Origin of the sequence: Nocardioides sp. CPCC 205120, assembly GCF_048654585.1 — a bacterium.
Taxonomy (GTDB): Bacteria; Actinomycetota; Actinomycetes; order Propionibacteriales; family Nocardioidaceae; genus Nocardioides.
Genome location: NZ_JBMCYY010000001.1, coordinates 2197104 through 2211394, shown reverse-complemented (window position 1 = coordinate 2211394; position 14291 = coordinate 2197104). Strand labels below are relative to the sequence as shown.

Annotated in this window: 9 protein-coding genes and 1 tRNA gene; 2 read left to right on the top strand and 8 right to left on the bottom strand. The window is 71.7% G+C overall.

Annotation, left to right across the window (positions count from 1 at the left end; genetic code table 11):
* Nucleotides 1-204: 204 nt before the first annotated feature.
* The 5 genes from ACOACO_RS10305 to ACOACO_RS10285 form a co-directional block, all read right to left on the bottom strand.
* Entirely contained in the window at nucleotides 205-1005 is an 801-nt protein-coding gene (locus ACOACO_RS10305) for an ABC transporter ATP-binding protein (protein ID WP_420296129.1), read from the bottom strand.
* Nucleotides 1005-1940, bottom strand: a complete 936-nt coding sequence (locus ACOACO_RS10300; protein ID WP_420296128.1) for an ABC transporter ATP-binding protein — start codon at nucleotides 1938-1940, stop codon at nucleotides 1005-1007. Before ACOACO_RS10300 ends, ACOACO_RS10305 begins: the two co-directional genes overlap by 1 nt.
* The gene (locus tag ACOACO_RS10295) at nucleotides 1930-3216 is read right to left on the bottom strand and encodes an ABC transporter permease subunit (RefSeq protein WP_420296127.1); all 1287 of its coding nucleotides are present in this window, start codon (nucleotides 3214-3216) and stop codon (nucleotides 1930-1932) included. The genes ACOACO_RS10300 and ACOACO_RS10295 overlap by 11 nt, the downstream gene beginning before the upstream one ends.
* A gap of 118 nt (nucleotides 3217-3334) precedes the next feature.
* Entirely contained in the window at nucleotides 3335-4690 is a 1356-nt protein-coding gene (locus ACOACO_RS10290) for an ABC transporter permease subunit (RefSeq protein ID WP_420296327.1), read from the bottom strand.
* A 182-nt stretch (nucleotides 4691-4872) separates the two neighbouring features.
* Nucleotides 4873-5481 (bottom strand): ANTAR domain-containing response regulator, encoded by a 609-nt coding sequence (locus tag ACOACO_RS10285; RefSeq protein WP_420296126.1) that lies wholly within the window; start codon nucleotides 5479-5481, stop codon nucleotides 4873-4875.
* A gap of 91 nt (nucleotides 5482-5572) precedes the next feature.
* Here ACOACO_RS10285 and ACOACO_RS10280 point away from each other — a divergent pair.
* Nucleotides 5573-5645, top strand: a tRNA-Leu gene (locus tag ACOACO_RS10280).
* 26 nt (nucleotides 5646-5671) lie between these two features.
* Nucleotides 5672-6439 carry a transcriptional regulator gene (locus tag ACOACO_RS10275; RefSeq protein ID WP_420296125.1) on the top strand — a complete coding sequence of 256 codons (768 nt, stop codon included), beginning with the start codon at nucleotides 5672-5674 and terminating at the stop codon, nucleotides 6437-6439.
* 95 nt (nucleotides 6440-6534) lie between these two features.
* Here ACOACO_RS10275 and pyk read toward each other — a convergent pair whose 3' ends face one another.
* The 3 genes from pyk to gltB form a co-directional block, all read right to left on the bottom strand.
* Complete coding sequence (pyk, locus tag ACOACO_RS10270; RefSeq protein ID WP_420296124.1) at nucleotides 6535-7980, bottom strand: pyruvate kinase; 1446 nt, start codon at nucleotides 7978-7980, stop codon at nucleotides 6535-6537.
* 177 nt (nucleotides 7981-8157) lie between these two features.
* Nucleotides 8158-9624 (bottom strand): glutamate synthase subunit beta, encoded by a 1467-nt coding sequence (locus tag ACOACO_RS10265; RefSeq protein ID WP_420296123.1) that lies wholly within the window; start codon nucleotides 9622-9624, stop codon nucleotides 8158-8160.
* Nucleotides 9617-14164, bottom strand: a complete 4548-nt coding sequence (gene gltB, locus ACOACO_RS10260) for a glutamate synthase large subunit (protein WP_420296122.1) — start codon at nucleotides 14162-14164, stop codon at nucleotides 9617-9619. The genes ACOACO_RS10265 and gltB overlap by 8 nt, the downstream gene beginning before the upstream one ends.
* Nucleotides 14165-14291 lie beyond the last annotated feature (127 nt).

Genomic DNA, 14291 nt, shown 5'->3' with positions numbered 1-14291 from the left:
GGCGGTTCGACGGGGCGCCGGTCGGGGTGGGGCGCCGGTCGGGGTGGGGCGCGCCGGACGTCGGGCGTCGGGCACCGGGCGGCCTACTCGGGTACGACGGAGGGCCCCGGTCCGCTCGTGCGGCCGGGGCCCTCGTCGTAGGGGTCGTGCGGGTCGTTCGGGTCGCGCTGCTCGTGCACCCGCCGGCGGCGCCGGCGGGGCGGATCAGGCGGGGGTGCCCTCGTCCTTCGCCTCGGCGGCGCCGAGCGTGCCGAGGTAGAGCTGGATGACCTTCGGGTCGTTCGCCAGCGAGCGCCCCGTGCCCGTGTAGGCGTTGCGGCCGTGGTCGAGCACGTAGCCGCGGTCGCAGATCTGCAGGCAGCGACGGGCGTTCTGCTCGACCATGATCACGGAGACGCCGGCACGGTTGATGTTGCGCGTCTGCACGAACACCTCGTCCTGCAGCACCGGCGAGAGGCCGGCGGAGGGCTCGTCCAGCAGCAGCACCGACGGCGCCATCATCAGCGCCCGGCCCATGGCGACCATCTGGCGCTCGCCGCCCGACAGGGAGCCCGCGCGCTGCTTCCGGCGCTCCCCCAGCCGCGGGAAGATGTCGGTCACGAAGTCGAACCGCTCCGTGAACTTCTTCGGCGCCTGGTAGCAGCCCATCTCGAGGTTCTCCTCGATGGTCAGGCTGGGGAACACGTTGTTCGTCTGCGGGACGAAGCCGATGCCCGCCGTCACGAGCTGGTCGGCGCGCTTGTTGGTGATGTCGCGCCCCTCGAGGGTGACGGACCCGCTGCGCACGTTGACCAGGCCGAAGAGGGCCTTGAGCAGCGTCGACTTGCCGGCGCCGTTGGGGCCGATGATGCCGACCAGCTCGCCCTTGTTGCAGTACAGGTCGGCGCCGTTGAGGATGTTGACGCCCGGCAGGTAGCCCCCGGTCAGGTCGTCGGCGCGGAGGATCGCGTCGCCCGCCGCGGCGAGGTGCGCCTCGCGCTCGGGCGTCGTCGTGGCTGCGCTCATCAGTGCTTCTCCTCCTCGTTGGCGGCCTCGAGCTCGGCGTTGGCCTCGGCCTCGATCGCGGCCTCGTCCATCTCGCTGAGGTCGGTGTCGTGGTGGGCCCCGAGGTACGCGTCGATGACGGCCTGGTTCTGCATGACGCGGTCGGGGGTGCCCTCGGCGACGATCCGGCCCTGCGCCATGACGATGACCCAGTCGGAGATGTCGCGGACCATGTCCATGTCGTGCTCGACGAACAGCACGGTGCGGCCCTCGTCGCGCAGCGACTTCACGTGGCCGAGCAGCGACTGCTTGAGCGCCGGGTTCACACCGGCCATGGGCTCGTCGAGCATGATCAGCTCGGGGTCGACCATGAGGGCGCGCGCCATCTCGAGCAGCTTGCGCTGGCCGCCCGACAGCGAGCCCGCGAAGTCCTCGCGCTTGGCGTCGAGCTTGAACCGGCGCAGCAGGTCGTCGGCGCGCACCGTGTTCTCCTGCTCCTGCTTCTTCCACAGGAACGGGAAGGCCGCCTGCCACATGCGCTCACCGCGCTGGCCGGTCGCGCCGAGGCGCATGTTCTCGATGACGGTCAGCTTGGCGAGCACCTTCGTCAGCTGGAAGGTGCGCACCATCCCGAGCCGCGCGACCTTGTACGGCGCCACGCGCTGCAGGGAGCGCCCGTTGAAGCTCCACTTGCCCTCGTCGGGCACGTCGAAGCCGGTGAGCAGGTTGAACAGCGTGGTCTTGCCGGCGCCGTTCGGGCCGATGAGGGCCGTGATGGCACCGCGCTGGATCTCGATGTGGTCGACGTCGACGGCCTTGAGGCCGCCGAACTGACGGGTGATGCTGTCGCCGACGATGATCGGGTCCGGCTTGGGCGAGCCCGGCTCGCTGCCGACGCCCGACAGGTCGGGGCGCGGGCGCGGCTGGACGGAGGTGCCTGCGAGTTCAGCGGCCATCGATCGCGATCTCCCTTCGGTCACCGAAGATCCCCTGGGGACGGAAGATCATCAGCAGCATGAGTCCGAGGCCCGTCGCGATGAAGCGCACGAGGCTCGCCTGGGTGTTGTCCATGAACCAGTCCGGCATGAGCGGGCTCGGGCCCGACGTCGCCTGGTCGAAGAAGTCGCCGAGACCGGCGATGAGGAACCAGAGGACCATCGCGCCGATGACCGGGCCGAGCACGCGCGCGGCACCACCGATCAGCAGCGCGGTGAACGCCAGGAACGTCATGTTGGTGGAGTAGTCGCTGGGCACGACCGAGGCCTGCTTGAGGGCCAGGAACAGACCGGCCAGGCCACCGAACACGCCGCCGAGCACCAGCGCCTGCATTTTGTAGGCGAAGACGTTCTTGCCCAGCGAGCGCACGGCCTCCTCGTCCTCGCGGATGGAGCGCAGCACGCGGCCCCAGGGGCTGCGCATGAGCGCCCACACCAGGAGGCAGCACAGGGCGACGAGCGTCCAGCCGACGACCATCGACCACAGGTCGCGGGCGCTGAAGGACACGATGCCGAGGTCGAGCCGCTCGCTGAACGGGTTCATGTCCTGGTAGGTGCTGGCGAAGCCGTTGAGGCCGTTGGAGCCGCCGAACACGTCCTTGGTCTCGACCGCGCCGAACACCAGCCGCAGGATCTCGGCGGTCGCGATGGTCGCGATGGCCAGGTAGTCGGCCCGCAACCGCAGCGTCGGCAGACCGAGCACGATCGCGAGGGCCACCGGGGCGAGCAGCGCGACGATGACGCCCATCCAGAACGGGAGGTCCCAGGTGACGACGCTGACGGCGAGGCCGTAGGCACCCACCGCCATGAAGCCGGCCTGGCCGAAGTTCAGCAGGCCCGTGTAGCCGAAGTGGACGTTGAGGCCGATCGCGGCGAGGGCGTAGACGATCGCGTTCGGGCCGAAGGCCTGGTTCAGCGCCGTGCGGAACACACCGGTCAGCTCGACGTCCGAGATGCCCGCGGTGAAGCCGATGACCAGCCACAGCACGAGGTAGACGGTGCCGATGACGCCGAGCACCTGGCCGGCGATCGCGAGACCGCGACCACCCTGCCGGCCGTCCGACGCCTCGATCTCGCGGACCGCCTTGCGACCCGCCAGCCAGGCGAAGGGCGAGGTGAAGCCGAACGCGAGGGTGATGCCGAGGATGCCGAGGACCACGGAGGTCACGGCGCCGCGGTTGTTCTGCTGCGCCACGACCGGGGCAGCGGGCTTCGCCGTGGTCGAGGTGTCGCTCATGCGTTGCTCCGATCGTGGGTGGCGCCCACCGGGGCGGGGTCACGGTCGTCGTGACGGTGCGGGGTGGCCGGGGCCGCGGGGGCGGCCGGCATGGGGACGGTCGGGTTCGTCATGGCGCTCACCCGATCCGCTCGCGGCGGCCCAGGATGCCCTGCGGCCGGATCAGCAGGACGAGGATGAGGACGACGAGGGCGCCGACCTCCTTGATGGAGGAGGGCACGCCGAAGAGCGGACCGACCTCGACCATGATGCCGATGACCATCGAGCCGAACAGCGCGCCCCAGATGGTGCCGAGGCCGCCGAGGGTGACCGCGGCGAACACGAGCAGCAGCAGCTTGAAGCCCATGAGGAAGTTGATCTGGCTGTTGATCGCCAGCAGCACCCCCGCCAGGCCCGTCAGGGCGGTGCCGAGCACCCAGACCGAGCTGATGACCCGGTCCACCTTCAGGCCCGACGAGGCCGAGAGCGCGGGGTTGTCGGAGACCGCCCGCATCGCCTTGCCCATCCGGGTGCGCATCAGGGCGATGCAGACGACCACGATGGTGACGACCGAGATCCCGATGATCGCGATCTCCTTGTCGGCCAGGCTGACGATCCCGTAGTCGGTGCGCGCCTGGCTCACGTACTCGCTGAGCGACTTGCGCGAGCTGCCGATCGAGTACTGGTAGAGGTTGCGCAGCAGCAGGCTGAGGCCGATGGACACGATCATCATGGCGATGAGTCCGGTCCCCCGCCGTCGCAGCGGGCGCCACAACCCCCGGTCCTGCGCCCAGCCGAACGCGGCGGAGACGAGCACGGCGACCACGCCGGCCAGCACGACCGGCATGCCGAGGCCGCGGTTGGCGACGTACGTCGCGAGCGCCCCGAACGTGATGAGCTCGCCGTGGGCGAAGTTGGTGAGACCGGTCGTGCCGAAGATGAGGGAGAGACCGAGGGCGGCGAGGGCCACGATGAGCCCGAACTTCACGCCGGAGACCAGGCTGGTCGTCAGCCGGTCGGCGAAGGAGACCGTCTCGACCTCCTGCACGCCGATCGGGAAGAGGCCGCCGTTGGCGCCGTTGATGCGCGCGGTGATGATGATCTCGGACTTCGTGCTGTCGCCGAGCTCGATGCCGTCGGGCAGCGAGTCCTCGTCGAGGGTCACGGTGTAGGTGCCCAGCTCGGGGATCGGGACGATGACGACGCCGTCGGGATCGGTCTGCGCCGACCCGATCTCCTCGCCGTCCTCGGACTCCACCGTGAGCGTCACGCCGGTCACCGGCTCGTCGGCGGCCTCGTCGAGCAGACGCACCCGCACGTAGGGACCGTCGGCCGGCGGCTGGGCCGCCGGGACCGTGGTCTCCCCGGACCCGGGCTCGCCCGTGGCACCCGCGCTGGGGGACGGCGTCGGCGCCTCCGTCTCCTCGGCGGCGTGGGCGGCGCTGAGCGGAAGCATCAGCACCACGAGCAGGGCGAGAAGCGCCATGAAACGCATTCGCACGCGGTGACTCCTGTCGTTGGAGCGCACTCCGCGCTCGTCGGTCGGCACACCCTAACGGCGCCGACGAGCCCTCAACGCGGGTTTCGCACCCCCGGAGGTAACAGTTCAGTCTCCGACCGTGATCGGTACGGCGGACGCGGCCGCCGCGGCCCCGCTCAGACCTGCCCGGGCCCCGCTCAGGCGGTGCCGGAGGCGCCGGGGCCGTGCGCCACGACCCCCTCGGCCACCTGCCGCATCGAGAGCCGCAGGTCCATCGCCGTCTTCTGGATCCACCGGAAGGCGTCGGGCTCCGAGAGGCCGAGGTCCTTCTGCAGCACGCCCTTCGCGCGGTCGACGGCCTTGCGGGTCTCGAGTCGCTCGGTGAGGTCGCCGACCTCCTGCTCGAGCTGGCTCAGCTCGGCGAAGCGGCTGACGGCCATCTCGATCGCCGGCACCAGGTCGGTCGCCGAGAACGGCTTCACGAGGTAGGCCATGGCGCCGGCGTCGCGCGCCCGCTCCACCAGCTCGCGCTGGGAGAACGCGGTGAGGATGACGACCGGCGCGATGCGCTGGGCCGCGATGCGCTCGGCCGCGGCGATCCCGTCGAGCACGGGCATCTTGACGTCGAGCACGACGAGGTCGGGGCGCAGCTCCTCGGCGAGCTCGATGGCCTTCTGCCCGTCGCCGGCCTCGCCGACCACCTCGTAGCCCTCGTCGGCCAGCATCTCGGCCAGGTCCATGCGGATGAGCGCCTCGTCCTCCGCGATGACGACGCGTCGGCGGGCACCCTGGGCTTGATCGGTCACGGGTGAAGGCTAGCCCTCGGCGGGGACGTCCGAGACCGGACGTCTCGCGGAGAGGCGGGGCTCACGCATCCGGTACGGTTCCACCGGCCCGGCCCCGGTAGTCCAACGGCAGAGACAGTGGTCTCAAACACCATCCAGTGTGGGTTCGAATCCCACCCGGGGCACTCCGGCCACCCGTCCCGTTCCGTCGGTGCCCTCCCCCATGCTCGGCACCGTGCACGGCGAACGCACCCGGACGGCGGCCCTCGACCTCCTGGCCACCGGTCTGTCGCTGGCCGAGGTCTCCCGTCGTACGGGCGTGGCCCGATCGACCCTGCGGTCTTGGGCCGTCACGCCCACCCCGGTGACGCTCACCGGGTGCTCCCGGTGCGGGGGCCCGTCGCTCGACGAGCCGGCGTACGCCGCGCTCCTGGGCTACTACCTCGGCGACGGCTGCCTGTCGCGCGCCGCTCGCTGCTGGACCCTCCGCGTCAGCTGCGACGCGACGCTGCCGGCGGTGCTGGCCGACGTGACCGAGGTGGTGCGCCGGGTCAACCGCCGACGGCCGGCCCACCACGTCCGGGCTCCCGGGGTCGTGGTCGTGGCCTCGCACTGGCAGCACTGGCCCTGCCTGCTCCCCCAGCACGGCCCGGGCCGCAAGCACGAGCGACCGATCGTGCTCGAGCCGTGGCAGCGGGAGCTGGTCGAGCGCCACCCGGGCGCGTTCCTGCGCGGGCTGCTGCACTCCGACGGCGCGCGGGTGCGCAACTGGGCGACCCGGGTGGTGGCGGGCGAGCGGCGCCGCTACGACTACCCGCGGTGGCAGTTCGTCAACGCCTCGCCCGACATCCGCGGGCTGTGCTGCTGGGCGCTGGACCTGGTGGGCGTGGCCTGGCGCGGCTCCGGGCCCCGCACGATCAGCGTGTCCCGGCGCGAGGCGGTCGCCCGCCTCGACGCACTCGTCGGGACGAAGGCCTGAGCGCGGGGCCCCGCGGCCCCGGCGGACGCAGCACGGCCCCGGGTGCTCCCGGGGCCGTGCGGCGTCGTGCTCGGTGGGGCGAGGTCGGAACGAGGTCAGGCGCGGCGGTACGCCGGCGCGACCTCGTTGATCGCGTCGCCCATCTGGTGCACGCGCAGCGCGTTCGTCGAGCCGGGGATGCCGGGCGGGGCGCCGGCGATGATGACGACCAGGTCGCCCTCCCGCACGCGCTCGATGCGCAGCAGCGCCTCGTCGACCTGCCGCACCATCTCGTCGGTGTGCTCGACCTGCGCGGTCTTGAACGTCTCGACGCCCCACGTCGCGGCCAGCTGCGAGCGCGTCGAGGCCAGCGGGGTGAAGGCCAGGATGGGGATGGGGCCGCGGTAGCGGGCCAGGCGCCGGGCCGAGTCGCCGCTCTGCGTGAACGCCACCAGGTACTTCGCACCCACCCGCTCGGCGACCTGCGCCGCGGCCAGAGCGATGATGCCGCCGGTGGTGTGGGGGTCCCAGTCGATCGAGCGGATGTCGGCGGCCGCGTGGCGGTCGGCGCTCTCGATGATGCGCGCCATGGTCTCGACGGCGGTCACGGGGTACTCCCCCACGCTCGTCTCGCCCGACAGCATCACGGCGTCCGCCCCGTCGAGGACGGCGTTGGCGACGTCCGAGGCCTCCGCGCGCGTCGGCGCGGGCGCCGTGATCATCGACTCGAGCATCTGCGTCGCGACGATGACGGGCTTGGCGTTGCGGCGGGCCAGGTCGACGATCCGCTTCTGGTGGAACGGCACGTCCTCCAGCGGGCACTCCACGCCGAGGTCGCCGCGCGCCACCATGAAGGCGTCGAACGCGTCGATGATCTCCTCGAGGTTGTCGATCGCCTGCGGCTTCTCGATCTTGGCGATGATCGGGACGCTGCGCCCCTCCTCCGCCATGATCGCGCGCACGTCGTCGGCGTCCGCCGCGGAGCGCACGAAGCTGAGCGCGACCATGTCGACGCCGATCCGCAGGGCCCACCGCAGGTCGGCGACGTCCTTCTCCGAGAGCGCGGGCACCGACACGGCCACGCCGGGCAGGTTGATGCCCTTGTGGTTCGAGACCCGGCCCCCGACGAGCACCTCGACCTCGACGTCGGTCTCCGTGGTCGACACGACCCGCATGCGGACCTTGCCGTCGTCGATGAGCAGCGCGTCGCCGGGCTTCACGTCACCGGGCAGACCCTTGTACGTCGTGCCGCAGATCGACGCGTCGCCGTCGACGTCGCGGGTGGTGATCGTCCAGCTCTGGCCGCGGCGCAGCAGCACCGGGCCGTCGGAGAACGTCTCCAGCCGGATCTTCGGCCCCTGCAGGTCGGCGAGGATGCCCACCCCCCGCCCGCTGGCGTCGGACGCCTGGCGGACGTGCTGGTAGACCTGCTCGTGGTCCGCGTAGGCACCGTGGCTCATGTTGAGCCGCGCCACGTCCATGCCGGCGTACACCAGCTCCTGGACGCGGCGGGCGGAGGAGGTCGCGGGACCCAACGTACAAACGATCTTGGCTCTGCGCACGAGTCAACGGTACTGCCGACCACCCCCGCGGGTGACACTGGTCTGGATCGTTCAAATGAACTTCACAGCAACGCCACGGGGCCGGGACCCCCGTGAGGGTCCCGGCCCCGTGGCCCGGCACTGACGACAGGTGCGGTGCGGCCGGCGTCGGTGGTACGACGCGAGCGGCCGCCGCGCTCACACGACCAGCGGTCGCTCCGTCGACTTGATGGGCACCGGCAGCGACGTGGAGCCCGTGAGGTACTCGTCCACCGCCGCCGCGGCCGCCCGCCCCTCGGCGATGGCCCAGACGATGAGCGACTGCCCGCGACCGGCGTCACCGGCCGCGAACACGCCCTCGACCGAGGTCCGGTACGTCGGGTCGCGCTTGACGTTGCGCCGCTCGTCGAGCTCGAGCCCGAGCTGGGCCACGACCGAGTCGGTCTCCGGCCCGGTGAAGCCCATCGCGAAGAGCACCAGCTCGGCCGGGATCTCGCGCTCGGAGCCCTCGATCTCGACGAGGCGGCCGTCCTCGAACCGCACGTCGACGAGGAGCAGCGCGCGGACGTTGCCGTCCTCGTCGCCGCGGAACTCCTTGGTGGACACGCCGTACACCCGGTCGCCGCCCTCCTCGTGGGCCGAGGAGACGCGGAACAGCGCGGGGTACGTCGGCCAGGGCTGCGTGCTCGGGCGCTCGCCACCCGGCTGGGGCATGATCTCGAGCTGCGTGATGGACGCCGCTCCCTGGCGGATGGACGTGCCGAGGCAGTCCGCGCCCGTGTCGCCGCCGCCGATGATGACGACGTTCTTGCCGTCGGCGCGCACCTGGCCCTCGACGGTCTCCCCGACCGCGACCCGGTTGGCCTGCGGCAGGAAGTCCATCGCCTGGTGGATGCCGCCGAGCTCGCGCCCGGGGACCGGCAGGTCGCGGGGGACGGTGGAGCCGGTGGCCAGCACGACGGCGTCGTAGCGGGCCCGCAGGTCCTCGCCGGTGACGTCCTTGCCCACGTCGACGCCCGTGCGGAACACGGTGCCCTCGCGGCGCATCTGGTCGAGGCGCCGGTCGACGTGCTGCTTCTCCATCTTGAACTCGGGGATGCCGTAGCGCAGCAGGCCGCCGATGCGGTCGGACCGCTCGTAGACCGCGACGGTGTGGCCGGCGCGGGTCAGCTGCTGCGCGGCGGCCAGGCCCGCGGGGCCCGAGCCGACGACGGCGACGGTCTTGCCCGACAGCCACTCGGGCGGCTGCGGCTTGACGTAGCCGGCCTCCCACGCGCGGTCGATGATCGAGACCTCGACGTTCTTGATGGTCACCGGGTCCTGGTTGATGCCCAGCACGCAGGCGGTCTCGCAGGGCGCCGGGCAGAGGCGACCGGTGAACTCCGGGAAGTTGTTCGTGGCGTGCAGCCGCTCGATCGCCTCCTCCCAGTCGTCGCGCCAGACCAGGTCGTTCCACTCCGGGATGATGTTGCCCAGCGGGCAGCCCTGGTGGCAGAACGGGATGCCGCAGTCCATGCAGCGCCCGGCCTGCGGCGTGATGATCGGCAGCAGCGCACGGCCGATGCCGTTGGGGTAGACCTCGTTCCAGTCGTTCACCCGCTCCTCGACGGGACGACGGGTCGCGACCTTGCGGCCCTCCTTGAGGAAGCCCTTCGGGTCAGCCATGCAGCACCTCCATGATCCGGGCGGCCGTCTGGTCCTCGTCGAGGCCCTCGGCTTCCGCAGCGGCGCGGGCGTCGAGCACCCGCTTGTAGTCACGCGGCATCACCTCGGTGAAGCGCGCCAGCGACGCGGGCCAGTCGGCGAGCAGCTGCTCGGCGATGACCGACCCGGTCTCCTCGAAGAACGTGCGGACGTGGCCGTGCAGCTCCTCGGCCGCCTCGCCCTCGACCGCGCGGAGGTCGACCAGCTCGCCGTTGACCCGCCACGGCTTGAGGTCGAGCACCCACGCGATGCCGCCCGACATGCCGGCCGCGAAGTTGCGGCCCGTCTTGCCGAGCACCACCACGCGTCCACCGGTCATGTACTCGCAGGCGTGGTCGCCCACGCCCTCGGTCACCACGACGGCGCCGGAGTTGCGCACGCAGCAGCGCTCGCCCACCCCGCCCCGGATGAAGATCTCACCGGAGGTCGCGCCGTACCCGATCGTGTTGCCCGCGATGATCTGCTCGTGCGAGGCGAACGTCGCCGCGCGGTCCGGGCGGATCACCAGGCGGCCGCCCGAGAGGCCCTTGCCGACGTAGTCGTTGCCGTCGCCCTCGAGGCGCAGCGTCACGCCGCGCGGGACGAAGGCGCCGAACGACTGCCCCGCCGAGCCGGTCAGGGTGATGTCGATCGTGCCGTCCGGCAGGCCCTCGCCGCGGTAGCGCCTGGTCACCTCGTGGCCGAGCATCGTGCCGACCGTCCGGTTGACGTTGCGCACCGCGACCTGGGCCCGGACCGGCTCGCCGTTCTCGAGCGCGGGGCGGGCGATGGCGATGAGCTCGTTGTCGAGCGCCTTCTCCAGCGCGTGGTCCTGCGTCTTCGTGCAGCGCAGGTCCTGCTCGGGGAACGCCGTTGTGTCGGGCTCGTGGAGGATCGGCGTCAGGTCGAGACCGGCCGCCTTCCAGTGGTCCACGGCCTGCTCCACGTCGAGCGCGCCGACCTGGCCGACGGCCTCGTCGATGCTGCGGAAGCCCAGCTGCGCCAGGTACTCCCGCACCTCCTCCGCGATGTAGGTGAAGAAGTTCACGACGTACTCGGCCTTGCCGCTGAAGCGCTCGCGCAGCACCGGGTTCTGCGTCGCGACGCCCACGGGGCAGGTGTCGAGGTGGCAGACCCGCATCATGATGCAGCCCGAGACGACGAGCGGGGCGGTGGCGAAGCCGAACTCCTCGGCGCCCAGCAGGGCGGCGATGACGACGTCGCGACCGGTCTTGAGCTGGCCGTCGGCCTGCACCACGATCCGGTCCCGCAGCCCGTTGATGAGCAGCGTCTGCTGGGCCTCGGCGAGGCCGAGCTCCCAGGGACCGCCCGCGTGCTTGAGCGACGTGAGCGGGGACGCGCCCGTGCCGCCGTCGTGGCCCGAGATGAGGACCACGTCCGCGTGCGCCTTGGAGACGCCCGTGGCGACGGTGCCGACGCCGACCTCGGAGACCAGCTTCACGTGGACCCGCGCCGCCGGGTTGGCGTTCTTCAGGTCGTGGATCAGCTGCGCCAGGTCCTCGATCGAGTAGATGTCATGGTGCGGCGGCGGGGAGATCAGGCCCACGCCGGGCGTGCTGTGCCGGGTCTTGGCCACCCACGGGTAGACCTTGTGGCCCGGCAGCTGGCCGCCCTCGCCGGGCTTCGCGCCCTGCGCCATCTTGATCTGGATGTCGTCCGCGTTCGTCAGGTACTCGCTCGTCACGCCGAAGCGTCCCGAGGCGACCTGCTTGATCGAGCTGCGGCGCTCCGGGTCGTGGAGGCGGTCGGCGTCCTCGCCGCCCTCACCGGTGTTCGACTTGCCGCCGAGCCGGTTCATGGCGATCGCGAGGGTCTCGTGCGCCTCCTGGGAGATGGAGCCGTACGACATCGCGCCGGTGGAGAACCGCTTGACGATCTCGGAGACCGGCTCGACCTCCTCGACGGGGATCGGCCGGCGACCGGTCGCGCCGGCGTCCTTGAACCGGAAGAGCCCGCGCAGCGTCATGAGGCGCTCGGACTGCTCGTCCACGCGGCTCGTGTACTGCTTGAACACGTCGTACCGGCCCGCGCGCGTCGAGTGCTGCAGGCGGAACACGGTCTCGGGGTCGAACAGGTGCGGCTCGCCCTCGCGACGCCACTGGTACTCGCCGCCGATGGCCAGCTCGCGGTGCGACGGGGCCACGCCGCTGGGGGGGTACGCCGCGGCGTGGCGCCGCGCGACCTCCTCGGCGACCGTGTCGATGCCGATGCCGCCGAGCTTGGAGGTCGTGCCGACGAAGTACTCGTCCACGAGCTCCTGCGAGAGACCGACGGCCTCGAAGATCTGCGCGCCGGTGTAGGAGGCGACCGTCGAGACGCCGATCTTGCTCATCACCTTGAGCACGCCCTTGCCGAGCGCCTTCACGAGGTGCTTGACGGCGACCTCGGGCTCGGCCTTGACGTAGTACCCCGCCCGCGCCAGGTCCTCGACGGACTCCATGGCGAGGTAGGGGTTGACGGCGGCCGCGCCGTACCCGACGAGCAGGGCGACGTGGTGCACCTCGCGGACGTCGCCGGCCTCGACGAGCAGGCCGACCTGGGTGCGGGTCTTCTCGCGCACCAGGTGGTGGTGGACCGCGCCCGTGAGCAGCAGCGACGGGATCGGCGCCAGCTCGCGGGTGGAGTGGCGGTCCGAGAGCACGATGATGCGGGCGCCGTCGGCGATCGCGGCGCTGACCTCGGCGCAGATCTCCCGCAGGCGGGCGGCCATCGCCGCGCCGCCGCCCTCGACGGGGTACAGGCCCCGGGCGACGTGCGTGACGAAGCCGGGGTGCTCGCCGTCGCGGTTGATGTGGCGGATCTTCGCCAGCTCGTCGTTGTCGATGACGGGGAACGGCAGCACGACCTGGCGGCACGAGTCCGGGCCCGGCTCGAGCAGGTTGGCCTCCGGGCCGATGGAGCCGTTGAGCGAGGTGACGAGCTCCTCGCGGATGGCGTCCAGCGGCGGGTTGGTGACCTGCGCGAACAGCTGGGAGAAGTAGTCGAACAGCAGCCGCGGCTTCTCGCTGAGCGCCGCGATCGGGGTGTCGGTGCCCATCGAGCCGATCGGCTCGGCGCCGGCGTTGGCCATCGGCGCGAGGAGGACGCGCAGCTCCTCCTCGGTGTAGCCGAAGACCTGCTGGCGGCGGGTGACCGAGGCGTGCGTGTGCACGACGTGCTCGCGCTCCGGCACGTCCTTCAGGTGCACGAGGCCGTCGGCCAGCCACTCGGCGTAGGGCTGCTCGGCCGCGAGGCCCGCCTTGATCTCCTCGTCCTCCACGATCCGGTGCTCGGCCGTGTCGACGAGGAACATCTTGCCGGGCTGCAGACGGCCCTTGCGCACGATCGTGGCCGGGTCGATGTCGAGCACGCCGACCTCGGAGGCCAGGACGACGAGGCCGTCGTCGGTGACCCAGAAGCGGGAGGGGCGCAGGCCGTTGCGGTCGAGCGTCGCGCCGATCTGGGTGCCGTCGGTGAAGACGACGCAGGCGGGGCCGTCCCACGGCTCCATCATCGTGGAGTGGAACTCGTAGAAGGCCCGCTTGGCCTCGTCCATCTCCCCGTGGTTCTCCCAGGCCTCCGGGATCATCATGAGCACGGAGTGCGGCAGGCTGCGCCCGCCAAGGTGCAGCAGCTCCAGCACCTCGTCGAAGGACGCGGAGTCCGAGGCGCCCGGGGTGCAGATCGGGAAGAGACGGTCGAGGTCGCCCGGGATGGCGTCGGAGGCCAGGAGGGCCTCGCGGGCGCGCATCCAGTTGCGGTTGCCCATGACCGTGTTGATCTCGCCGTTGTGCGCGATGAAGCGGAACGGGTGCGCCAGCGGCCAGCTCGGGAACGTGTTCGTCGAGAAGCGCGAGTGCACCACGCCGATCGCCGACGCCATGCGCTCGTCGACGAGGTCGGGGAAGAAGTGGTCGAGCTGGTCGGTCGTCAGCATGCCCTTGTAGACCAGGGTGCGCGACGACAGCGACGGGAAGTAGGCCTCCGCCTCCCGCTCCGCGCGCTTGCGCAGGCAGAACGCGAGGCGCTCCAGGTCCATGCCGCCCACCGAGCGGTCGGCGGGAGCCACGAACAGCTGGCTGAAGGTCGGCATGACGCCGAGCGCCATCGAGCCGAGCACGGCGGGCTCGACCGGGACGTCGCGCCACCCGAGGACCTCGAGGCCCTCCTGGGTCGCGATCTCCTCGATCGTGGTGCGCGCCTTGGCGAGGTCGTCGCCCTCGCGCGGCAGGAAGGCGGTGCCGACGGCGTAGCCGCCGACCTCCGGCAGCTCGAAGTCCACGACGGCGCGCAGGAACGCGTCGGGGACCTGGAGCAGGATGCCGGCGCCGTCGCCGGAGTTGACCTCGGCGCCGGCGGCGCCGCGGTGGTCGAGGTTGCGCAGCGCCTGCAGGGCCTTGGCCACGATGTCGTGGCTGGCCTCGCCGGTCATGGTGGCCACGAAGGCGACACCACAGGCGTCGTGCTCGAACCGCGGGTCGTAGAGCCCTTGGGCCTCGGGGATCGCGTGCGAGATGGGCACGTGGACATCTCCCGTCGTCGGGGCCCGGCGGGCGTGGGGGCGCGCCGGGCGATCACTGGTGCGGGGGTGGTCGTGGCGTCGCGCGGAGCGACAGCTCGTGGCTGTCGTGCCGGCTGGGTGCGAGGCC